The sequence below is a fragment of the Thermogemmatispora argillosa genome (assembly GCF_059696725.1).
The window spans coordinates 2,564,268-2,586,095 of sequence record NZ_AP019377.1 but is presented as its reverse complement, the minus strand read 5'-3'; the positions used below and the strand labels follow the sequence as shown (position 1 = coordinate 2,586,095).

The following is a 21,828-nucleotide window of genomic DNA, read 5'->3' as shown; positions in this document are numbered from 1 at the left end:
CCCAGACTATTGCTGCTGCTGGGGTTTGCGCCGGCAACTGGCTGGAAAGTACCATGATGCGGTTAAGAGAGAGCGGTGAGTCGAAGGGCGCAGGGGCGCCAAAGAAACAAGGCGCTAGCCGAATAGCCTCCCCTTTCTGCTATACTATGCATTGAAATTTCTTCTCATCCGGCCAGCAAACCGGCCAGGCAGCAAGCGGGCCTACTCTGTCTTATCCCTCACCTGCGTCAGCGGCAGAGAGTCCCATCCAGGGAAGTGGTGAGGAGACCGTGGGCCGAAGCGTGATAGTCGCGACGCCCTCATCTCGCGCGCATCCAAGCGGACAGGCAGAGCAAAGGATCGTCTTGCGCCCGGCGTCGGGTGTGAGGTCGGAGCGCTGGCCCCGCCGAGGGAGCGGGTGTCATGGCGGCCACTCGGCTCGTAAGGCCATGTGAGCGCGGGCGGGGCAGGTCCGAGAACGAGCGAGCGCACAAACCAACGAACGCGTACGCTCAGCAACCGACGTGGAAAGTGGCTCTACTGGCAGCCCAGCGAAGCGAAAGGAACAGACCAGCATGCGAGCAATCATCAGCATAGCCAATCGCGAGCACCTGGAAGAGCTAGGGCGTGCCCTGGCCGAGCGCCAGGTGACCATCTTTGCCACTGGGGGAACTGCAGCGGCCCTACAAGCTGCTGGCGTAGCGGTTCAACCAGTCAGCGACCTCATCCAGTTTCCCGAGATTCTGGGAGGGCGTGTCAAGACCCTCCACCCCCACATTTATGGAGGCATCCTGGCGCGGCGCTCTGATCCAGCTCATATGCGTGAGCTAGAAGCGCATGGCATTGCTCCCATTGACCTTGTGGCCGTCAACCTCTATCCCTTCGTCGAAACCGCCGCTCGTGAGGGCGTAAGCCTGGAAGAAGCGCAAGAACAGATCGACATCGGAGGCGTCGCCCTCATTCGCGCCGCCGCCAAAAACTTCCAGGACGTCATCGTTCTGGTACGTCCCCAGGACTACGCACCGGTGCTGCAAGAGTGGCAAGAGCAGGGTGAGGTCAGCCTTGAGACCCGGCGCCGGCTGGCCGCTATCGCCTTCCAGTACACGGCCAGCTACGATACTGCCATCGCCGAATATTTACGCAGCCAGGACCCCGACCCCGACTACTTCCCCGAAGAGCTGACCTTGCCGCTACAGCGCATTCAGACCCTGCGCTACGGCGAGAACCCTCATCAGCGGGCCGCCTTCTATCGCTGGGGCGGTCTCTCAGCTGTCAAGGACTGCCGCCCGGCGGTTGCCAGCGCGGAGGTCTTGCACGGCAAGGAGCTGTCTTTCAACAACTTGCTTGACCTTGACGCGGCCCTTGCTGCCTGCGGCAGCTTTGCGGCCCCCACGGTCGCCATCATCAAGCACACCAACCCCTGTGGCTTAGCCTGTGGCGATACGCTGCTCGAGGCCTATCGCAAAGCCCACGCTGGCGATCCGGTCTCAGCCTATGGAGGGATCATCGGCTGCAACCGGCCTGTTGACGCTGACGTGGCCCAGGAAATCCGCCAGCTCTTTTACGAAGCCGTCATCGCGCCCGAATTCACGCCCGAGGCCCTGGCGATCCTGCGTCAGAAAAAAAACATTCGTCTGCTGGCGACCCATGCCCCTATTGATCCCTCGACGCTCAACGCCCAGATCTTCAAATCAGGGCGCTTTGACATCCGTAGCGTCAGCGGGGGGGTCCTGCTCCAAACCGCCGACTTCATCGGCGAGCACGAGCTAGAATATCGGGTTGTCACCGAGCGCAAACCGACGCTCGAAGAGATGACCGATCTCATGTTCGCCTGGAAGGTAGTGCGCCACGTCAAATCGAATGCCATTGTCCTGGCCCATAAGCTGGCAGTAGTAGGGGTTGGAGCGGGCCAGATGAATCGCGTCACCAGCGTACAATTGGCCGTTGAGAAAGCCGGCGAGCGTGCTCGGGGCGCTGTGCTAGCCTCGGATGCCTTCTTCCCCTTCGCTGACGGCGTCGAGGCCGCCGCCAAAGCCGGCGTGACGGCCATCATCCAGCCTGGCGGCTCCATTCGCGACGAAGACTCCATTCGTGTCGCCAACCAGCATGCCATCGCCATGATCTTCACCGGCAGACGGCATTTCCGGCACTGAGCGAAAGCGAGCTGCGGCGCCACCCCAACAGCAGCGCCTGGCGCCTTGCCCCAAAACCAACCACCCAACCAGCCACACATACAAGCAAATAAGAGCAGCCGCCCCACAAAGATCGGGGCGGCTGCTCTCCATCTGCAGCCTGAGTCGCGACCTCGGCCAAAGCGAGGTCCTCAAATGACCTCATCGCAGAAGAAGTAGACCCAGAGGATCGAGACAGCGAGGCCGCCAATGAGCGTAAAGAAGCCGACGGCGCCCGCCGCCGTATTGTTGGGGTCCTTAAAAGGATAGAAAATGATCAGGGCAAGCCAAACCAGCGTTAGAGCAACCGTCAGGCTGAGCTTCGTAATAATCGGCGGGGACGGGTAGAAAATATGATAGAGCACCAGCACCAGCAGGCCGATGATGGCAGCCAGCAGGAGCAGGTTAATCATCACCCCGCCGCCGAAGTCGAAGACCAGCGTCGGCTTTATAAAGAGAAAGCAGCAGATCCAAAGGATGGTCAGAATAATGCTGCCGAAGACTTTGCCCTTTGGTGCAGCAGAAATCACGTGACGAAACTCCTTTCGGGGAGTACCCAGGGGGTCCGTCCGTGGCGAAGTCAAGCGCTAAGCCCCGACCTGCCAAGCGAACAGCATCGTTGCCCGGGATCTCAAGGCACGTCTCCTTTCTGGCACGTGCTTTCCAGCATCCTATTGTAGTCCTTAGCCGAAAAGAAATCAACAGGAGCTAACCCGAGCAGACAGCCTGGCCTGTCACGCAGACCAGCCGCTGCTGCAGGCGGCAGCAAGACAGACTCACAATGGCTCGCCGACCGCGGCAGCGGCATAAGCGCGCGCGATGCGAGCCGCCAGACGCGCATTGTTGACCAACAAAGCGCGATTGGCCTCAATACTGGCCCCACCTGTGGTCTCAGCAACCTGGCGCAGCAAGAAAGGCGTGAGCGCGGCCCCGTGGATTCCCTGCGCCTCGGCCTTGACCAGCGCCTCGGCGATGGCCGCCTCCACCTGCTCAGCCGGCAAAGCCGCCTCCGCAGGCACCGGCGCGCACACAAGCAAACCAGACAGGCCACACTCCCAATGCGCACGGGCGATGGCCGCCACCTGTCGCTCATCGTCTACGCGCTGCTGCAAGCGCAGGCCGCTGCGCGGCGTATAGAAAGCCGGGAACTCATCCGTTTGCCAACCAAGGACCGGCACCCCTTGCGTTTCCAAATATTCCAACGTGCGAGGTAAATCTAAGATCGCCTTCGCTCCCGCACAGACCACCAGCACCGGCGTGCGGCTCAGCTCCATCAGGTCAGCCGAAATATCCAGCGAGCTTTCACCGCCGCGATGCACGCCTCCGATGCCGCCAGTGGCAAAAAAACGAAGGCCGGCCAGGTGGGCGCAGAGCATTGTGCCAGAAACCGTTGTAGCCCCCAGTCGCTGGCTGGCCAGCGCAAAGGCCAGATCGCGCCGACTCACCTTCAAGACATCCTGAGCCGTCGCCAGCTCCTCAATAGCCGCTCTGTCTAGACCGACCACGATACGCCCGGCCCGAATAGCAATCGTCGCCGGTACGGCTCCTGCCTCACGAATGGCCTCCTCCATTGCTAGCGCTGTTTCCACATTCGTGGGATAGGGTAACCCATGAGCAATAACAGTCGATTCCAGAGCCACCAGCGGATGGCCCTCAGCTAAAGCAGCGCGCACGGTGGGCGCAAGCTGCAGATAGCGCTCAGCAGCAGCTCCTGTAGAGAATGATGGCATACTCATTCCTCACCTAAACTAGCTAGCCTGGCATCACATATAGCACGCATGGCCCCAACCAACAAGTCAGCTCCCTCCCCTTCTGCCGTCCCTATGACTGAGAAAGGCGGGATCTGCGCTTGCTTAGGGCCTTGCAGGCCTGCTCTCGCCCTCAGCCGGGCCTGCAGGGCCAGGAGCCTGAAGCGCGAGCTGACGAATCAAGCCCGCTAACAAGGCTCCGCGCAATGCCAGCGAGGGAACGCGCAGAAACTCCTCACGCAACACATGCATTTTCCCCCCGACGGGTCCAAGGCTATCCAGAGTTGGGAGCCCGGCCTGCATCAAGAGATTGGCATCTGAGACACCTCCCTTGGCCTCGGCCACCAATTCCAGGCCAAGCGCCTGCGCCTCCAGGCGTGCCACCTCTACCAAAGCCCGCACCTGGGGCGTTGCCTGGTAAGGCACGCGGCCCCGCGTACGCGTCAAGCGGGCCCGGGTGCCAGGCACGCTCGGACTGGCCGTAATCTGCTCCAGAGCCTCGGCGGCGGCGTCCAGCCCCTCTTGAGTATAGGCGCGCACAGAAATCCAGCAGCGGGCCCACTCAGGCACCACATTGAGCGGCTCGCTGCTACTAAGCCGTGTCACATTAAAGGTCACACCTGGTAAAAGCGCGTGCAAGTGGTCGATGGCCACAATCTTATGAGCCAGCTCAATGACCGCCGAGCGACCCCGATGCGGCTCAGCTCCCGAATGGGCGGCCAGACCGCTAATCTCTAGCAGATAGCGGTCGGCCCCCTTGCGCGCCTCCGTAATGATCTCTGGGGAGCGCGTTGGCTCCAAAACCAGCCCGACATCGGCCTGACGGGCTAGCTCCCAAAGAAGAGGCGCACTTGAAGGAGACCCCATCTCTTCATCGCCATTGAAAACCAGGCAGATTTCGCCGAAGTCCGCGAAGTGGGACTCTACTAGCACACGCAGGCTGTAGAGGGCCATGATTACACCGGACTTCATATCAATGACCCCGGGGCCAAAGGCCAGCTCACCATCGCAGCGGAAAGGGCAGGCTAGCGCCGAACCCGGGGCATAGACCGTATCGACGTGCCCGACCAGCAAAAAGCGCTTGCCCCCGTTAGGACGGCTGCCGCGCAGGTGCGCAACCAAGTGGGGCCCATATTGACCGCCGTCGTGGAGAGTCACCGAACAGCCAAGCGCCTCCAGCCAGGAAGAGAGATAATCCATGATGCGTCTAATCCCCTCGGCCTGGCCGGTGCCTGAATCGATATTGACGAGCAAAGCCAGCCGCTGCAGCATCTCCTCCTCATAGTGCTGCAGAGCTGAAAGATAAGCTTGCGAGAATGTGGCTGCTGACATAGCACCCTGTTCAAGAAGCGAACCGAGGCCGGAACCAAAGACCGGACTGACGACAGCGACAGCGAGAGAGCCAACAGCGCGAGAAGCGCCAAGCAGTTGCTCTCATTGTATCGTTTGGCAGTGAACGGCTGCAAGCCAGGGCGGCTCTCATCCTGATCTGAGAGTGCGACCGTGCGATGCCAAAGGAGGGGAGAGGATGGAGAGAGGAGAGAGAAAGAAGTCTGGGAACCAGGCGAGCAAGGCTAAGAGAAGAAGGAGAAGAGAAAGGAGACCTTGGCGAATCCTGGCCCCAACAAGAAGAGCCAGGCCATACCCAGTAGACAGCGACCGATCGGGTCGGCCAGGAGAGAGAAAGGTATCGCTGATTTAAGCGGCCTGAGCGCGTAACTGGCCCCGGACGATGCGAGCCAGGCGCTTATAAGCCAGGCTCAGCAGCGAGGCATGGCGTCCGCGCTCCACAGGATCAGGAGGCAGCTCGCGCCGATACTGCTGGAGATCGATACCGACCTCCAGAAAAGCGCGCTGAAGCGCAGTCGGCTGTGAACCGAAGTGCATCCGGTTGGCCAGATCCATTAACAGAGCAGTGCGCTGCTTCTCAGGAAAGTTGACAATCTCACGAGCCAGGAAAGAGAAAAGCCATTCCTCAAAGACATGATCGAGAACGGCCTCGAACTGATCAAGATCGGAGCAGAGCGCACCGGCGCGCTGAGCGGCACAATCCTGCTGTATAATATAGATGAGGCAATGATCGCGGCGCCAGAGGTCGCGAAAACAATTATAGGCCACGATCAAGCTCAGGTGCTCGAGAGAGTCGATGGGTGCCACCTCTCCCCGCTCAGCACGCCGTGCGTAGTGAAGGAGGCGTATCATCGTCTCCTGGACAATATCGGTCACGATCTCGTCGCGCTGCCTTGCCCAAGAAGAGAGAGAGGAAGAGTGGACCCAGTGGGCTACTCTCGGGCGCAGGATGCAGTAGAGCTGCTCCCAAGGCAGATCACTGCCAGGGACGTCGCGAGAGCTGCGGCAGGAAAAAGCAGAACGCACAGTCATAAGCGCTTCCTTTCGCCTCTGACCAACAGAGGTTGGTATACGCACGAGAATCGCAAAGGAGCCTCCAGGCGAAGCGAGGCGGCCTGCGTCGTGTCGAGGCGGGCGGAGCACGCCGCGAGCGTGGGCGGCGGGCGAGCCAAGGCGCCAGCGAGAGTCAGGCGAGCGGACCGCAGCGACCCGGAGGTGCCCAGCCAGCGCCTTCCCCTCTTGATCCCTGCCACACAAGCGAGCAATCAGTCCCTGAACCAGGAGAAGGAGCTAAATATAAAGAAATCTGGGAAAGACTCCAGATAATTTCAGTATGCATCAGTAGTATACAGCAGAAAACTTCTCTCTGTCAAGAGGAGTCTTCCTGAAAGGTCATAAAAGTTGACATGGAGCTAAGGTTTCGCTATAATAGAGACATGGGAGAGCAGGGACGGTAAAATGTTTGTCATTGTTACAACGTTTACAGCACTAACACCATGCATTGTGAGCGGATGAGGGGCCGGGCGGTCGCTGACTCGTCGCATTGATCCCGATGTCAGTGTGAGCGCTGGCGGGTGGCCTTGTTCGCTCGTCGGATCGCTCGCCAGTTTGCTTGCCACTATTGGAGAACGACGCTTCGCCTGCTGAAACAGGAGAGGAGGACAGGATGGATGATCGTGTGCTCCAGAGCATTCGCAAGCATCTGCAGCAGCCGGAGACCTGGGGGAGGATTCGCGGGTATCTCCAGCTCGTCAGCGAGAAGTTGACGGTGACGATTGGGGAGGCTGCCCAGCTCTTCGATTTTACGGAAAACCAGCTACGCGATTGGGAAGAGCGTGGCCTCCTGCACCCTTTACGCTCTCGTCCGAACACTGGCCAGCGGCGCTATCCGCCGACTGAGCTAGAGAAGCTGGCGATTATCCGCGACCTGATCAATGCTGGCTACCCGCCGGGGGCGATTCCGCTCAACATCGCGGAACTCTGGCATTCGCTTGGGCCTGCCAGCTTCAACGGCGAAGGAAGCACTATGGTCGCGCCTCAGCCGGCGAGCGCTCCTTTGCCGCTTGATCGGCGGATTGCCCAGACAGATAGTGCCATCCTCTGGCGCTATTTTGCCAGTCAGGCTCTCCATCATGCGCTCTTGTTACTCTGTGAAGATCTTTCCCGCAGCCATGCTGCAATTCTCCTGCCGCGTCATGCGCCCGATGAGGATACTCTCAGGCGGCCGCTCCCGCCCGAGGAACTGGCGCGGGTTGGCGAGGCCCTGGTCGGCTGGCTCAGCCACGGGCGTACCCTCCACCTCTTTCTTGAAGCTTCCCCCGCCTTTGAGTATCCCAGCGATTTCCGCATTCAGCCCCTCCTCGCTGAGGGAGAGGCCCGCCCCGCCGATCCTACTTTGCTCATTGTTCCGCGCCAAATGCATTCCTTAAATCTGCAGCGCTCGATCGTCCAGACTATTCGCCGCCTGCTTGCTCCTCTCTATGCCTGTACCGAGCAATGGCCGGTGTATTTCGCCCCTGACCTGCGCAACTGGCTCTATCCTGCCCGCGCCTTTCCCAGGGGCATAGATCCCTCTGATGCTCTACTCAATGGTCTGATGGATCTGATCATCACACTGGGGGGACAGACGCCGACGGGTGGCGATCGCTGGCACTGCTGCTGTCTCTTGATGCCCGAAGATCCAGCGGCTCCGCCGGGGCAGCAAGTACTGATGGTGACGGCCTGTAGTCGCAATTCGCCACATCGGGCCGGACAATCGCGCATCTTTCCCAATGAGAGCTATCTCTATTTCCGCGCGCTCCGCAGTCCCTATCTCCTCTATCGTCCTCGTCTGGCCATCCGCGACAGTTCGGGTCTCTCGCAGTGGCCTGAGCACTTTGGGCGAGGTGGCTCGGCGGTCGCCATTCCGATCGGCTGTCAATCCGGCCCCGCTCTCGGCGTCCTCTATGTCTTTGCCCTTTCCCAGGAGGCGTTTTCTGCGGATGATCTCCGCTTGCTGCGTCTCATGAGCCTGATCGTTGAGGATTTACTCCTGCTCTATCGAGCCAGACTCGATGCCATGCAGGGCCTGGAGCAATTGGTGAGGGCCCCCGAGGTTGTCAACGATTCCTTCATTAATTTTCTTTCCGAGAATGAGTTTATCCGCGACCTTGAGAGTTTGCTAGCGCGCCTGCAGCAGCAGGAGGCGCTTGCTGGCGATGGGGTGGCTGGGTCTGATGCCGGAAAAGGAGCGGCGCAGTCGGGGGAGCGCCTGGCTGGCGGGGAGGCAGATCGCTTGCCTGCCGCTGTGGGGGCGGAGGCCTCAGAGCTGCTCTATCCGTTCCCGCTGCGCGAGGCGGGCGAGCTGGAGACGCTCTCGATTATTGCTCTCGATATTGATAACCAAAGCCAGATCATTCGTCGCTATGGCGAACTGGCTCTGCGCAATCTGACTCAGGCCATCGGCCAGCGTATTCAGCGCCAGCTTGTGGATTGCCGCCTCTACCATATCTATGGAGGGCGCTTCTATCTGCTCCTGAAGAATATTTCTCTCGAACGGGCGCGTCAAATTGCGCAGACGCTGCGTCTGGCTTTGAAGCGTCCTTATCGCGTCGAGCTTCTGCAGCAGTCGGTCTGGCAGTTGGAGCCACCGGAGACGAGCGTCGAGCTGTCGGAAGTCAGTGTGCGTCTCGGGGTCACGCTCTATCTCCGCGCGAAGTTGGTCGAGCTGCTTCAGCGGTATGCTTCGGCTCCAACCTCGACCCTGGCTGAGGTGCGCAGTCTGATTGTCGGCGATCTTGATCAGGCCCTCAGCCTGGGCCAGGAGGAGGGTGGGGATTGCGTGATTAGTTGGGACCCGCAGGCTGAGGACCGCGGTCCTCATGTCCGGCGCTTTATCCGCCTCGACGCCCCCGATCGGCGCTGAGATTCCTCTTGGCTGGGCGGCGGACGGGCCAGCCTCGTGATCTATGTTGACTGACCGGCAGGCTGGCTGGTGGCTGACCCGTCTGTCCGCCCTTTCTCTCTGGCTTTGATCTGGGGAAGTCGGAGCGCCCTCTTGCTTCCCTGCTCCGGGTCCAGGCTCCTGGACGGCCGGCTATCCTCGCTTCTCTCCAACACCACGAATTTTTTGGTCCTCTCTTCTGACAACGGTACCGCAATCGCTTCCTGAGAGGGATGATGGTGAAAAGTTGTCCTCCCGGGACGTTATATTCATGTGAAAATGCTATTTAAAGGCAGAGACTGTAACACAAGAAGCCCGTGCTTGATCCTCCACCTCGTTATACAAGACGATAGTTGAAGGGGCGCGGGAACTCGTGAGGTTGGAAAGGAGTTGGTAAGATGGCGCTCAAAGTATTGCTCCTCGGAAGACCAGGCAGTGGCAAGACAACGGCAGCTCAGTATTTTCTCCAACGCGCTGCGACGGCTGGCCTGCAGGCCACCCATGTTGATGATTATGATCTGCTTGCGGAGAAGTGTCGGACCGATACGCAGCAGCGTCGTTTCCGTCCGCTGATCGTGAATGGCCATTACTGTGGCTTTGACGTGCTAGACTTCAGCGTGATGGATGAGGTGCTTGTCGAAGCTGAGTCCCTCGTAGAACAACACCTTGCGCGTTATCCTCAAAATGGCCTGGCAATGCTAGAATTCGCACGAGACGATTATTTCCGTGCTCTCCATCTGTTCAGCTCCAGTTTCTTACGCGATGCGCGGCTGCTCTACTTTCGCATCGATGTCGAGACAGCCATTCAGCGGGTGCACCAACGCTACTGCCAGACCGGTTGCCAGCTCGTTTCTGAGCAGATCCTCCGCAGCTATTACCGCGATGATGGCTTTGTGAGCCAGATCTCTCTGATTGAAAAAAACTTCTCGTTGAATCAAGCTATAGAAATTTGTGACAACAATGAAACGCTGCCCCTGTTTTTACAGCGCCTTGATCACTTTTTCGAGCTGTTTCTCCAGCAAGAAACATGGGCAGGACTAACCTGTTAAGGGCCGCGCTGCTCTAGCAAACCTCGGGGCGCGGGTGAGGGTAGGGCCGGGCAGTTTGCGCCAGCCTGACGAATGAAGGGGTGAGGGCGGCGGACGCGGCGACGATGAGACTGGGAGGGCCATCGTCGCGCCGCCCGCCGCCTGAGAGGGAGGCAGAAGGAATGAATTTTTTTGTGTATTGGCTGCTCCTGCCCTGGGTCAGGCGCTGGCCGTCCGTGGCTGGAAGCGGAAAAGTGCCAGGCCAATGACAAAGCAGAGGACGCCATAGATGATTAAGGCGATAATGTTGGGCAGGACCTCGGTCAACGTGCGCCCGCTAATCATCAGGCCATTGAGGGCCTCTATTGCCCAGGCCACGATGCCCACGTGGGCCACTATCTGCAACCACTGGGGTTCCAGCCACAGTGGCCACCAGGCGCCGCCGATGGCCGATGTCGTCAAGGTAATGATGGTCAGCACTGGGGCAAGCTGGCGGCGCGTGCGAACCAGAGAGACCAGCAGAATGCCGAAGCCAGTCGTTGCAAAGCTAGAGACCACCAGCAGAATGATCACACCGAGCCAATTGCCGACGTGCAGCTTAAAGATGAAGTTGCCCACCACGAAGAGAATCAGCAGTTGCAGCAAGGTCACCAGGAACTGCGTGAGCAGCTTGCCGCCGAGCAAGGCGTAGCGTCGCACGGGAGCGATCAGCAAGCGGCGCAGAGTACCGCTCTCGCGTTCATCCAGGATGCTGCCCGCTATCGATTGCAGACCGAAGAGGGCAAAGAGAATAGCGTAGCCGGGCAGAGCCACATCGAAGATGTTGACCTGGGCGGGCACGTTGCCGGCGTGGAGGCTGGCCACCTGGGCTGCGGGCAGCTCCTTAAAGCTGGCTGCCCCGACATTGCTGGCGATGGTCTCAGGGTTAACGCTGCCCGGCTCGCAGTGGTTGCCCGGCTGGTGGCAGATGCGTTCAACCTCCTGAACGGCGGCGCTACCGGCAAAGGTGGCGGTCGCCAACTGCCCTACGGCGCTCGTAACGAGATTCTGCACGATTGCGCTGCTCGGGTCGTTGCTACTCGGAATAGTATAGATCTGAACCAGATTCTGCGTTGGCTCCCCGCGCATGGCGGCCTGCTGTAATCTGGCCGTTGTACCAGCCGGGATAACGACACCGGTCATTGCGCCTTGTCCGTCGGCAACCGCTTTTTTGACACCAGCGGCATCGCTATAGCGGGTTAGATTGATCGTGAGCTGTTGGCTATGCTGGTCCAGGACCTTCAAAACTGTCTGGCCTACAAGATCATGGTCCTCATCGCTGACTGCAACCCGAATAGTGATAGTCGCCTGGCCATTGCTGCTATAGACCCCACTGAGGGCAAAGCCAATCATCGCCACCAGCACCAGGGGAACCAGCAACATCCAGATGAAAGACCATCGATCCCTAATCGTTTGTAAGAGATCTTTTTTCATAATAGAGAACATTGCATACATAACCGCTCCCTCCTCCTTCCTGTCTGTCTCTCTGTCTGTCTGACCGCTTATCCGTCTGATCAGAGCCGCCGCGTGTAGGCCAGACAGGCTAGACCTAGAGATCGCGCAGGGTCTTGCCGGTCAACTGAATAAACAGCTCCTGCAGACCGTGAGGGCGATAGACAGCGCGCGTCTGGTCGCGCATAGCCAAGAGTTGCTCTAGAGTACCCAGGGCGATGATGCGCCCTTCGTCCATGATGGCAATGCGCTGACAGAGCCGCTCAGCTTCTTCCATATAGTGGGTCGTATAGAGCACGGTGGTGCCGCTGGCCGCCAGCTTCTCGATATTCTCGAAGATGTGCTCGCGGGACTGGGGGTCAACGCCGACCGTTGGCTCATCCAAGAGCAGGATACGAGGACGGTGCATCAGCGCCACGGCAAAATTGAGTCGGCGTAGCATCCCGCCAGAAAAGTTCTTCAGCGGCTCCTTACGGCGTTCGTAGAGACCGGCGAAGTGCAGCACTTCTTCGGCCCGTGCCCGACGTTCTTGGGCTGGCACACCATAGAGCGAGGCGAAGAAATCAAGGTTTTCCAGGGCGTTCAAGTCACGGTAAAGGGCGATTTCCTGGGGCACCACTCCCAGCAGGCGTTTGACGGCCTGGGGTTCATGCCTCACAGAGTGGCCACCAACGAAAGCATCGCCCTCATCCGGTGGCAGGTAGCAGCACAGGATATTGATAATCGTGCTTTTGCCGGCCCCATTAGGCCCGAGCAGGCCAAAGATTTCTCCTTGCTTCAGGCTAAACGAGACGCCTTTGACGGCCTCTACGTTACCGAAGCGCTTGACAAGATTATGGACCTCAATAGGGTCTCGGGCCGTGGTCCCCGACCCGGCTGTCGTCGCCGCGCCCGAGCGGGCCACAGCTTCAGAAGACAGTGCTTGCTCTTCAGACACCCTGATTCCTCCTTTCCTCTCTTTAAGGAAAGAACTATACTGATGAATGCACATCGAATAGAATATTTGAATCAAGCATTGGCCTGGTATTCAAGAACATCCGTGCCATATCTAGATGATGTGGATCTGATTGTGAAGGTAGTATAGAGAGCAAAGGGTCCGGTCAGGAAGGATCAGACTACCTATTTTAGGCCGCATCTGCCCATGCGTTTATGCCTATGACGAAAGTCACTGTAGGGGAGAAGCGAGGAGGAGGGAGCTGGGTCAGTGATCCCCGCGTGATATACTGAACTGGCTGATTGCTAATCGAAAGCCGACCACTCTGAAGGAGCAGAGAAAGGGTGAGAGAGCCATGCGTTGCCCCTATTGTGGTCAGGTCAACACAGATCTCACAAGATATTGCGTGCGCTGTGGGAGGGCCATCGGTACGGTACAACAGCCGCCAATGACAGCGCGCACCCAGACGGGGTCAGCGACCGGGCCGTCGCCGGCACTACCCGGGCAGGCAGCACAGAGAAGGCGGGCCCGCCTGCCTGGCCCGGGCATTGTCGAGGCCACGGCTCAGCCCGTAGTCACCTCTGCCATACTGCCGGAGGAAGTAGAGACCTCCCCCAGGCCACCGGAAGGCTTTCCACCGAAAACGCCGGCGCAACTGCAAGAGCTGGCGGCAACAGCGCTGGCCTACAAGGTCGGGGGCAGCGAAGTACAGGCTGGTAGCAAAAAAGTCGTCGAGATCATCTATCCCCCTTGTCCCGCCTGGCAGCAAGTTGCCACCCTTTATAAGGCCCTCTCTGAGCACGATGACGAGCGCTACGATACAGTGATCATCTGTGGCTTCCACGAAGAGAGCGATCTACGCTTTGGCTTTAACAACGGACGGCTGACCTTTGACCGACGGGCGCGCCTGGGGAATCAGCTCATCAGGCGCTATCTGATCGAGACCCACCGTGGTTTTGAGGTTGACTCGGTGCGCATCGTGCTCACAGAAGAACTGCCAGCGGAGCAATTGCGCTCTTAGCAACCCGAAAAAACAATCACCTGGCGAAGGGATAGCAAGGCTGTATGCAGGCTGTTGAACTCATTCGAAAGAAGCGCAATGGCGAGGCACTCACCACTGAAGAGATCAACTGGCTGGTAGAACAGTATACCCATGAGCGCATCCCTGACTACCAAATGGCGGCCTGGCTCATGGCGGTCTGCTGGCGGGGCATGGATGACCGAGAAACCAGCGATCTAACGCTGGCAATGGCGCGCTCGGGTGAACAGTTGCGCGTGCGTGAGCGCCTGACGCCGGTTGTTGACAAGCATAGCACCGGTGGCGTAGGTGACAAAGTCACTCTGGCGGTCGCGCCGCTTGTAGCCGCCTGTGGTGTAGCAGTAGCCAAGATGACAGGGCGTGGCCTGGGCCATACGGGAGGCACCGTCGACAAGCTGGAGTCCATACGCGGACTGCGCACGGCTCTGACACGCGAAGAATTTCTGAGCATCTTAGAGAGGCACGGTCTCGTCCTGGCGGGGCAATCGGCAGAGCTGGCGCCAGCCGACGGCAAAATGTATGCCCTGCGCGATGTCACAGCCACGGTCGACAGCATTCCCCTGATCGCAGCCAGCATCATGAGCAAGAAACTGGCCGTTGGCGCCTCCCATCTCTTGCTGGATGTCAAGGTCGGAGCGGGGGCCTTCATGAAAACGCGAGAGCAGGCCCATGAGCTGGCGCGGATTATGGTCGAGATCGGTCAGCGAGCTGGCCTCTACACCGAAGCAGCAGTCACAGCAATGGAACAGCCGCTAGGGCGAGCCGTGGGCAATGCTCTGGAGGTGGCTGAGGCCATTGCGGTCTTGCAAGGAGAGGGGCCAGCGGATATCAGCTTGCTCTGTCGGCACGAGGCTGCCGAGCTACTCGTTATGACCGGTGTGGCAACCACGCACCACGAGGCGGAGCAGCGAGTCCAAGAGGCCATCGCAAGCGGGCGCGCTCTGGCCAAGCTGGCTGAGGTCTGTGAGGCCCAAGGGGGAGATCCGCAGCAGGTGGAGCAGCCAGCACGTCTGCCGCGGGCCCCGGTGGTCAGTATGCTGACGGCGCCCCGCAGCGGCTATATTGCCGCCATTCATGCCGAGCGCATTGGCCTGACAGCTATGCGCCTGGGGGCGGGCCGCTTCAAGAAAGGCGATCCCATCGATCACCGTACAGGGCTGCTCCTTCAAGCTAAGGTCGGCGACTATCTCCAGGCGGGTGACCCCCTGGTCGAGATCCACGCGCGCAGTGAGGAGGAGTGCGCCGCGATTCAGCAGGAGCTGCTTGCCTGCTATCGCTGGAGCGAAACGCCGGTCAGCAGCGGCCCCCTGATCCACGAGATCCTTAGACCCAGCCAGAACGGCGCATCCTGAAGCTGGCTAAGCAGATAAAGGCTCAGGCCGAAGATCCCCAGCAGCAGGAGCGCGAGGAGCACCAGGAAGAGAACAAGGCGCCAGGGACGGCGCTTGAATTGCTGCGAGGGACGTGGAGGGCGCTCCTGCGCCTGGGCGGTCACTGCCGGCATCTGGGCCGTTTGCTCGGATGGAGAGGCTGCGGCTTTGATCTGATCAGTGGGGATGGCTACCGTTGGCTCGGCGGCGAACTCTTCAGGGGAGCAGCTCGGAGGAACACTGTGGGCATCACCTGGGGCGAGAGCTTTTAGCGTAATGGCGACGGGCCCCGCCGAGGTCGAGGTTGAGCCTGTCGCGGCGGCAGTCGCTCCGCGGCTCAGATGCAGACGCAGGAGCCGCTGATAGGCCCGGCGCTCCTCCAGGGAGGCGATGCGTTCAAGGGCGTGGAAAAAGGCCCGCGCCGACTGGAAGCGATAGAGCGGGTCCGCCCGCGTGGCGATGGTAATCAAAGCGCTGAGCGCTGGCGAGAGCGCGGGGTTGAGCCGCGCCACCGGCTCCAGATGCCCATTTTTGCCAAGCGGGTTCTGGCCGGTGACCATTTCATGGAGAAGCACGCCAAGGCTGAAGAGATCAGAGCGCTCATCGCACTGGCCGCCGTGCTGATACTGCTCAGGGGCAGCGTAGCCCGGGACTCCCGGCTCAAAGTCGGCGTAGAGCTGGCCGTGGCGAAGATAGCAGGCGCAGCCGAAGTCGAAGAAGACCAGCCGCCCGCCCGAGGTCAGAATCATGCTGGCGGGGCGCAGCCCACGATAGATCACTGGAGGTGTCTGCGAGTGCAGATAGTCGAAGAGGTCGCAGATCTGCATGGCGTAGCTGAGAGCCTCCAGCGGCGGCAGCGGCCCCTGCTGCCGCAGGTAGCTGGCCAGCGTCGGCCCCGCGCAGTATTCCAGAACAAGATACCAGTAGCCGTCTTCGAAGAAATAGTCATAGAGCATGGGCATGGCTGGGTGACGCAGCCGCACCAGAAGAAGCGCTTCGCGTACAAAACGATCGGTGTATGAGCCACCACTGAGAGGGAAGTCATCCTGTCGCCGGGGCGAGGCCTGCTTTCTCTGCCGATGGGTCAGGGCAAGGTCGAGTTCTTCAGCGGCACTCTCGGGCAAGGGCCGGTCACCCCGCAGTTGCTTGAGCGCTAGCGGCGTGTCGAGCGTCACGTGCGAGGCCAGAAAGAGCCTTCCGGCCCCTCCGTAGCTGAGCGCCCCTTCAATACGGTATTCGCCGCGTCGTAAGGTGCGTCCTGGGCCGTGTAGCGATGGCCTCTCACTCTTCCAACCGGTCGATGGACCTGACATCGTTTCTACCCTTCCTGCACTGCTACCGCCTGACAGACAGCACGTCAATGTAACGCTTCTATACTAAACGATGATCGCTATCCTCGTCAAGAACTAAAAACATTTTATACATCTAATATAGTGATATATATCGATTGAATGGAGGGGAACGCGCTGACTGAGCAGGCGGGGGCTGTTGGACAGGGAGCAAAGTTGGCGAGTACTATGATGAGAGAGGCGAGCGGGTGGCTGCGCGTAGTGGCCAGCCGTCTTCCTGGTTCTTATCCTGGGAGACCCGCCACCGGCGAAGACTTGCCTACACGGGGGATAACATGCCCATCTTGCCTTTTAATGGAATTTGGCCGCGCATTGCAGACGATGTCTTTATTGCTCCCGGCGCCTATGTTATTGGAGACGTGACCATTGGCGAAGGAGCCAGCATCTGGTACAACAGCGTTATTCGCGGAGACACAGGTCCCATCGTGATCGGGAGGCGCACCAATATTCAAGACAACTGTATACTCCATCTCGATGCCGATGCTCCCCTGACCATTGGCGAAGAATGCACCATTGGACATGGCTGCGTCATCCACGGTGCCACCCTGGAGGACCGTGTCCTACTGGGCATGAAGGCGGTTGTACTCAACCATGCCCACATTGGAGCGGAGAGCATCATCGGAGCCTGTGCCCTGGTCAGCGAAGGCAAGATGATCCCGGGCGGGGTCCTTGCCTTTGGATTACCGGTGCGCGTTATCCGCAACCTGACGCCAGAAGAGATCGAGCACATCCGTGGCAGCGCTCAACGCTACGTCGAGCGAGCTGCCCGTCATCGAGAGGCGCTGCGCGAGGCTGGCTATCGGGAGGGCTAGCCCTCTCCCCGAAGCCGGGATCGCACAAGCGACCGCTTGGCTTCTGCCCCTTCTGTCTGCGTACCTGGCAGCAGTCCTATACTGCCAGGTACGCTAGTCAGCCGATGGCGCGCAAGGCCCTTCTCGCACAGCCCGACTCAGCTCAGCGTGAACTCGACAGTTGTCCGAAGAGGTACCTGACCGGGGCGCTCGATGGTCAAATCGATCTTCCACAGGCCCGCCATATCGAAGGTTGAGCGAGCGGGGAAAGTAGCCGCGTAGGCGGGCTGCCCTCGACTCAACGTCTGTTGGACTGTGCCCATGTCCATCAGCACCATATTGATGGCCAGGCTCAGGCGGGCATTGGTCACCGGCTGACCACGGCTATCCGTCAGGAGAATCAGGACCGTGTTGGGGCTATTCACGCGACCTGGCGTGACCATGAGCGAGACCGTCAAGTCGCCGACCTGTTGCATTACCACTGGCGGCGTGTTGGCAGGTGTTGTCTGGCCTGGCTGATTCTGAGCCGCTTGAGCATAGTTGATCTGGGGGAAAGCGATAGGAGGAGCGAAGAAGCTCATCAGGGCGGCGCAGAGCAGGATGGCCATGCTGATCCACGATTGTGCCTTCAGCAGGCGCCCAAGCTGGCGCTCTGTCTGCAGGAGAGCCTCACGGCGTGTGCGGCGTGCTGGCAGCTCAGCATCGACCACAGGCAAAAGCAGCGTCTGGCGTGCCAGCCGTGGGGTAATGCGGAAAAGCATAAAGAGGGTCAACGCCAGAAGCAGAGCGATCAGGGCCAGGCGTACCAGCAGCGTGCGGCCATAAGCGGTTGTCAAAAGAGCCTGGGGATCGGAGAAAACGCTTTCCGCCAGGAAGAGCTGACTGACCAGCAGCACGGCCATCGCCATCACCAGCAGGGGGGCCAGGCGGCGGGTCAGCGTTACCAGCAGATCGGCATGGTGGTCAGGCTCAATCACAGCGAGCAGAGGCAAGAGAACATACCCCAGATAGGCCAGACCACCGAACCAGACGGACTGAGCCAACAAGGCGAGCCAGGAGAGCACAATAGCACTGATGTGGAGAGAGGCCTGCTGGACTTCATCGCTCGCCAAGGTCCAGGCGAGCAGATAGAGCGCGGCCAGCGTTAACCAGAGCACAGTATCCCAGCGCGAAAGCGGGAGGGTATCGCCCCCGGGAGCCATCTCCTCGGTCGTCACCAGCTCCTTGGTCACCCGATACTCCTGTGTCACCTGGCGCCGGAGCCGTCCGAAACGTGAGCCGCCACGCTGGAGAACACGGGCCACACCGGCAGTAGCCTCTTTAGGCGTGCGCCGGCGAGCAGTGATAGCCAGCCAGAGCAGGGCCAGGGCAATCAGCGCCAGACGTCCCAGCCAGAGCGGACCATAGGCCGTCGTCAGGAGCACAGCCCGCAGGGCCTGCCAGTCAATGCCGCCGCTGGCCTCGGCCTGGTTGAGGTTAGCGGCGCGCAAAATCAGCGTAATCACTTCCCCGACCAGCAGCGCAGTCAAACAGAGCCACTGCAACGGACGGGCCCGCGCCCGCGCCCGCATCAGCAAATCCAGCGAGCGGGCCCGGCGCTCCATTACCAACCGCTCCATAACGAGCAGTCCGACCCAAAAAGTCAGGGCCAGCAAGACAAGCCACTCCCAGGCCACGGAGAGGATGCCAAGCAGGTCGAGCGTTGGCAAGTAATTACTCGTACTGGGGCCAAGAATGGTCTGGCCAGGCAAACCGGTACTGGAGTGACCAATGTTAAAGCCAATAGCGCCCTGCGTTGTGCGTCCATCGTTGGCGGCCAGCGCTATCCAGCGAACCAGATAGCTGCCTTCGCTTAAATTGGGCTGCAAAGGAGTATCCAACTCGCGGGGGTGGCCGGGTGGAATATAGCTGGCGGCGGCATTGACAATGCGCTCACTCGGATCAAAGACCAGGGCCTTGCTGGCGGAGCTGATAGGGCCGTTAAAGAAGATGCGGACCACCTTGGGTGGCGTTGCGACCGTCGAGCCATCGATCGGCTCGGAGCCAATCACAAAAGCGTGCGCCTGTACTGCCGGAGCCGGCGTCAGGGGGGACCAGGCGTGAAGCAAGAAGATACCCGCTATGAGGAGCGCACTTAGCGCTAGCCTGGGGTATCGTCCATACCGTCCATACCGCATGCTATTCCTCTATACTACCGACTCGCAGACGAGCGGGCTGCTCTATCTGGGGGGTAAGCCCTGCTCGCTTCCATAAAACCCTGCCCTCTTCTCTGCTGCTTTCTGACCGAACTCGCTCTTCCACACCCGAGCAAAAAGATGGTCTGCTAGCCTTTCTCTCTTCCTGTGGCCTGAGCTGAAGTGCGGTCCTGTGCGCCCGAACCTGACCGGCGCTGCGCTGGGAAAGATCACCGTGCCAGGTCGGCCTGTAGCAAGCGAGAATGTTTCACTCTTCGTGATTGTACATCAGCGGGGGCGTGGTCGCAATATTTCTAGCTTCCGCCCGGAGCTGATATAATGAAGCCATGAGCCGAGTGCTGCTCAAGCGGCAGGTAGCGACGGCACCTCAGCGGCCGCAACGGAGCTGGCGACTCGTGCTCCGGGGCTATGCTCTGGCAACTGCCTTCTTCTACCTCTTTCTGCGCTGGGTTGCTCATCCGTATCTGCGGAGCGCATCCATCCAGCGTCACCCATCCCCGAGGAGCACGGAACCACTGCCAGAGGTGTCGATCATTGTGCCGGCGCGTAACGAGGAGGCTAACATCTGGCGCTGTGTGCGCTCGCTCCTTCAGCAGGACTACCCGGCGGACTACGAGGTCATTGTCGTAGACGATGGCTCAACTGACCATACGCGAGCGATTCTTGAGCAATTGGCAGCGGAGCCAGCCGCCGCAAGCCGCCTGCGGTTACTGACTCTGGCCGAGGAATTGCCTCCTGGTTGGGCGGGCAAACCACATGCGCTGCATGCGGGGGCATGTCAGGCCCGCGGTAGCTGGCTGGTCTTCACCGATGCCGACAGCTACTGGTCGCCGCACACCCTGCGCCTGACTGTGAGCGAGGCCCTGGCGCGCGGCCTTGACCTTCTCTCACTGGTGCCAGAGCAAGAGCTAGCCGACCGCTGGAACCGGCTCACCCTGCCCCTGGCCCTCATGGGAATGAGCCTCCAATTTCCGCCGCCTCTGGTCAATCAGGCGTGTTGTCCGCTTGCCACAGCGAATGGTCAGTACATCCTGCTGCGTCGGACTCTCTACGAGGCCCTCGGAGGCTATGCCCGTCCCGAGCTGCGCGGCTCGGCGCTTGATGATCGCGACCTGGCTGCTGTAGTGAAACGCCAGGGCTACCGCCTCTGTCTCTACGATGGGCGAGGTCTGGTACGTGTCCAAATGTACCGCGGTTTGCCGGCCCTCTGGCGTGGCTGGCGTAAGACGATCTTTGTCGGCAGCGGCGGACTTCCCTTCATGCTGATCGCTCTGGTGGGGCTGCCGCTCGTCGTCGTGCTGCCATTTCTGCTGCCTCTCCTGCTCTGGCTGGGGCGAAGCTGGTGGCGTCGATGGGGGGGCAACACGCGCGAAGCCCTGGGCATTGTCTTGCTGGCCCTGCTCCCTCTTTTCAGCTATCGTCGCTCCCTCGATAAGGCCTTGGGCTTGCCGTGGTACCAGGCCCTGACGCATCCTGTGGCCGGCCTCCTCTTCATGGGGATTCTGGCCCAGGCCTGTTGGCGTAAATTGACAGGGCGCGGCGTCGAATGGCGCGGTAGGGTCTATGGCGCGCGCTTCCAGGCTCACCGCTGGGCTGCTGGCCTGCAGCGACCCAGCCACAAAGCGGGCTCTCATCGTCACTCGTCAGCGAGCAGACCCTGACGCAGGCCAAAGATCGCCGCTTGCGTGCGGTCGCGAATACCAAGCTTCTGGAAAATGACCGAGAGATAATTTTTGACGGTCTTCTCAGAATAAGAGAGCCGAGCGGCGATTTCTCGATTACTCATTCCCTGTGCGACATAACGGATGATCTCGATTTCTTTTTCCGTCAAGTCGTTCAACGTTGGCGTGCCAGGGAGGCCCGACTGTTGAGAAAGACGCCGTAGCTCGGCCAACACAGGACCGGTCAATTCCGCTTCGATCAAAGCCCCGCCAGCGTGTACCGTGCGGATTGCGCGGATCAGCTCCTGTGAAGAGGCGCTTTTGAGAAGGTAGCCGCGGGCGCCGTTCTTAATAGCACGCAACACCTGGGGATGCTGACGATGCATCGTCAGAATGATGATAGCCACCTCGGGTAGCTCCTCGGCTAACTGGTGCGTCAAGGCAAGACCGTCGAGCTGCGGCATACTAATGTCTAGCAGAACGACATCGGGACGGAGTTGACGAATGACCCGCAGAGCCTCTTGACCATCGGCGGCCTCGCCGACAACCTTGAGATCAGGCTCCCGTTCGAGCAACTGGCGCAGGCCCTCGCGCATCAAGGTGTGATCATCGGCCAGGACAATACGGATCACACTGCGCTCCGCGGGCCTGTCCGACGCTGGCAGCTCCCGCGGTTCCGTGGAGGGCGAGACGGGAGCTGCTTCCACTGTGGCTACAGGGGCCGTGTCTGTGGGCAGGAGCATGCTCGTGGCGTTTGCGCCTCTGCCAATGCGCAAAGTGGGCGCTGCCGTGCTTGACCG

General features: G+C 60.1%; 16 protein-coding genes. 7 read left to right on the top strand and 9 right to left on the bottom strand.

The genetic code is table 11. The annotated features are described in order from the left end of the window. Positions 1-554: 554 nt before the first annotated feature. Entirely contained in the window at positions 555-2,132 is a 1,578-nt protein-coding gene (gene purH / locus AC6H1L_RS10075) for a bifunctional phosphoribosylaminoimidazolecarboxamide formyltransferase/IMP cyclohydrolase (protein ID WP_497601359.1), read from the top strand. 170 nt (positions 2,133-2,302) lie between these two features. Here purH and AC6H1L_RS10070 read toward each other — a convergent pair whose 3' ends face one another. The 4 genes from AC6H1L_RS10070 to AC6H1L_RS10055 form a co-directional block, all read right to left on the bottom strand. Further along, a complete protein-coding gene (locus AC6H1L_RS10070) occupies positions 2,303-2,680 on the bottom strand; it encodes a hypothetical protein (protein WP_497601358.1) in 378 nt (125 codons plus the stop codon). Between the two features lie 246 nt (positions 2,681-2,926). Continuing rightward, positions 2,927-3,880 carry a pseudouridine-5'-phosphate glycosidase gene (locus AC6H1L_RS10065; RefSeq protein WP_497601357.1) on the bottom strand — a complete coding sequence of 318 codons (954 nt, stop codon included), beginning with the start codon at positions 3,878-3,880 and terminating at the stop codon, positions 2,927-2,929. Positions 3,881-4,003: 123 nt separating this feature from the next. After that, a complete protein-coding gene (locus AC6H1L_RS10060) occupies positions 4,004-5,230 on the bottom strand; it encodes a M20 family metallopeptidase (protein WP_497601356.1) in 1,227 nt (408 codons plus the stop codon). Between the two features lie 366 nt (positions 5,231-5,596). Beyond that, complete coding sequence (locus AC6H1L_RS10055; RefSeq protein WP_497601355.1) at positions 5,597-6,280, bottom strand: sigma-70 RNA polymerase sigma factor region 4 domain-containing protein; 684 nt, start codon at positions 6,278-6,280, stop codon at positions 5,597-5,599. Between the two features lie 634 nt (positions 6,281-6,914). Here AC6H1L_RS10055 and AC6H1L_RS10050 point away from each other — a divergent pair. Both AC6H1L_RS10050 and AC6H1L_RS10045 read left to right on the top strand, forming a co-directional pair. Beyond that, entirely contained in the window at positions 6,915-9,152 is a 2,238-nt protein-coding gene (locus AC6H1L_RS10050; RefSeq protein ID WP_497601354.1) for a MerR family transcriptional regulator, read from the top strand. Between the two features lie 416 nt (positions 9,153-9,568). Continuing rightward, entirely contained in the window at positions 9,569-10,219 is a 651-nt protein-coding gene (locus tag AC6H1L_RS10045) for a hypothetical protein (protein WP_497601353.1), read from the top strand. Positions 10,220-10,417: 198 nt separating this feature from the next. Here AC6H1L_RS10045 and AC6H1L_RS10040 read toward each other — a convergent pair whose 3' ends face one another. After that, positions 10,418-11,692 carry an ABC transporter permease gene (locus tag AC6H1L_RS10040; RefSeq protein WP_497601352.1) on the bottom strand — a complete coding sequence of 425 codons (1,275 nt, stop codon included), beginning with the start codon at positions 11,690-11,692 and terminating at the stop codon, positions 10,418-10,420. Between the two features lie 94 nt (positions 11,693-11,786). Then, entirely contained in the window at positions 11,787-12,626 is an 840-nt protein-coding gene (locus AC6H1L_RS10035; protein WP_497601351.1) for an ABC transporter ATP-binding protein, read from the bottom strand. 445 nt (positions 12,627-13,071) lie between these two features. Here AC6H1L_RS10035 and AC6H1L_RS10030 point away from each other — a divergent pair, with 445 nt between their 5' ends. Both AC6H1L_RS10030 and AC6H1L_RS10025 read left to right on the top strand, forming a co-directional pair. Further along, positions 13,072-13,644 carry a hypothetical protein gene (locus tag AC6H1L_RS10030; protein ID WP_497601350.1) on the top strand — a complete coding sequence of 191 codons (573 nt, stop codon included), beginning with the start codon at positions 13,072-13,074 and terminating at the stop codon, positions 13,642-13,644. A 44-nt stretch (positions 13,645-13,688) separates the two neighbouring features. Further along, complete coding sequence (locus tag AC6H1L_RS10025) at positions 13,689-15,014, top strand: thymidine phosphorylase (RefSeq protein ID WP_497601349.1); 1,326 nt, start codon at positions 13,689-13,691, stop codon at positions 15,012-15,014. On the opposite strand, the gene AC6H1L_RS10020 is transcribed toward AC6H1L_RS10025, so the two are convergent. After that, positions 14,933-16,345 (bottom strand): serine/threonine protein kinase, encoded by a 1,413-nt coding sequence (locus tag AC6H1L_RS10020; RefSeq protein WP_497601348.1) that lies wholly within the window; start codon positions 16,343-16,345, stop codon positions 14,933-14,935. The two genes, AC6H1L_RS10025 and AC6H1L_RS10020, sit on opposite strands and share 82 nt — an antisense overlap. A 311-nt stretch (positions 16,346-16,656) precedes the next feature. Between AC6H1L_RS10020 and AC6H1L_RS10015 the strand changes: the two genes are divergently transcribed. After that, on the top strand, positions 16,657-17,193 hold the full coding sequence (locus AC6H1L_RS10015; RefSeq protein WP_497601347.1) for a gamma carbonic anhydrase family protein: 537 nt from the start codon (positions 16,657-16,659) through the stop codon (positions 17,191-17,193). 137 nt (positions 17,194-17,330) lie between these two features. On the opposite strand, the gene AC6H1L_RS10010 is transcribed toward AC6H1L_RS10015, so the two are convergent. Then, positions 17,331-19,349 carry a copper resistance CopC/CopD family protein gene (locus AC6H1L_RS10010; RefSeq protein WP_497601346.1) on the bottom strand — a complete coding sequence of 673 codons (2,019 nt, stop codon included), beginning with the start codon at positions 19,347-19,349 and terminating at the stop codon, positions 17,331-17,333. A gap of 542 nt (positions 19,350-19,891) precedes the next feature. Between AC6H1L_RS10010 and AC6H1L_RS10005 the strand changes: the two genes are divergently transcribed. Beyond that, complete coding sequence (locus tag AC6H1L_RS10005) at positions 19,892-21,028, top strand: glycosyltransferase (RefSeq protein ID WP_497601345.1); 1,137 nt, start codon at positions 19,892-19,894, stop codon at positions 21,026-21,028. Here the strand turns inward: AC6H1L_RS10005 and AC6H1L_RS10000 are convergent. Continuing rightward, positions 21,004-21,660, bottom strand: coding sequence for a response regulator transcription factor (locus tag AC6H1L_RS10000; RefSeq protein ID WP_497601344.1), 657 nt, complete (start codon positions 21,658-21,660; stop codon positions 21,004-21,006). The two genes, AC6H1L_RS10005 and AC6H1L_RS10000, sit on opposite strands and share 25 nt — an antisense overlap. Between the last annotated feature and the right edge of the window lie 168 nt (positions 21,661-21,828).

Excerpts from the sequence above, each read along its gene's own strand:
- purH (WP_497601359.1), top strand. The coding sequence starts at position 555 with ATGCGAGCAATCATCAGCATAGCCAATCGCGAGCACCTGGAAGAGCTA.
- AC6H1L_RS10065 (WP_497601357.1), bottom strand. The coding sequence starts at position 3,880 with ATGCCATCATTCTCTACAGGAGCTGCTGCTGAGCGCTATCTGCAGCTT.
- AC6H1L_RS10060 (WP_497601356.1), bottom strand. The coding sequence starts at position 5,230 with ATGTCAGCAGCCACATTCTCGCAAGCTTATCTTTCAGCTCTGCAGCAC.
- AC6H1L_RS10055 (WP_497601355.1), bottom strand. The coding sequence starts at position 6,280 with ATGACTGTGCGTTCTGCTTTTTCCTGCCGCAGCTCTCGCGACGTCCCT.
- AC6H1L_RS10050 (WP_497601354.1), top strand. The coding sequence starts at position 6,915 with ATGGATGATCGTGTGCTCCAGAGCATTCGCAAGCATCTGCAGCAGCCG.
- AC6H1L_RS10045 (WP_497601353.1), top strand. The coding sequence starts at position 9,569 with ATGGCGCTCAAAGTATTGCTCCTCGGAAGACCAGGCAGTGGCAAGACA.
- AC6H1L_RS10040 (WP_497601352.1), bottom strand. The coding sequence starts at position 11,692 with ATGTATGCAATGTTCTCTATTATGAAAAAAGATCTCTTACAAACGATT.
- AC6H1L_RS10030 (WP_497601350.1), top strand. The coding sequence starts at position 13,072 with ATGACAGCGCGCACCCAGACGGGGTCAGCGACCGGGCCGTCGCCGGCA.
- AC6H1L_RS10025 (WP_497601349.1), top strand. The coding sequence starts at position 13,689 with ATGCAGGCTGTTGAACTCATTCGAAAGAAGCGCAATGGCGAGGCACTC.
- AC6H1L_RS10020 (WP_497601348.1), bottom strand. The coding sequence starts at position 16,345 with ATGTCAGGTCCATCGACCGGTTGGAAGAGTGAGAGGCCATCGCTACAC.
- AC6H1L_RS10015 (WP_497601347.1), top strand. The coding sequence starts at position 16,657 with ATGCCCATCTTGCCTTTTAATGGAATTTGGCCGCGCATTGCAGACGAT.
- AC6H1L_RS10010 (WP_497601346.1), bottom strand. The coding sequence starts at position 19,349 with ATGCGGTATGGACGGTATGGACGATACCCCAGGCTAGCGCTAAGTGCG.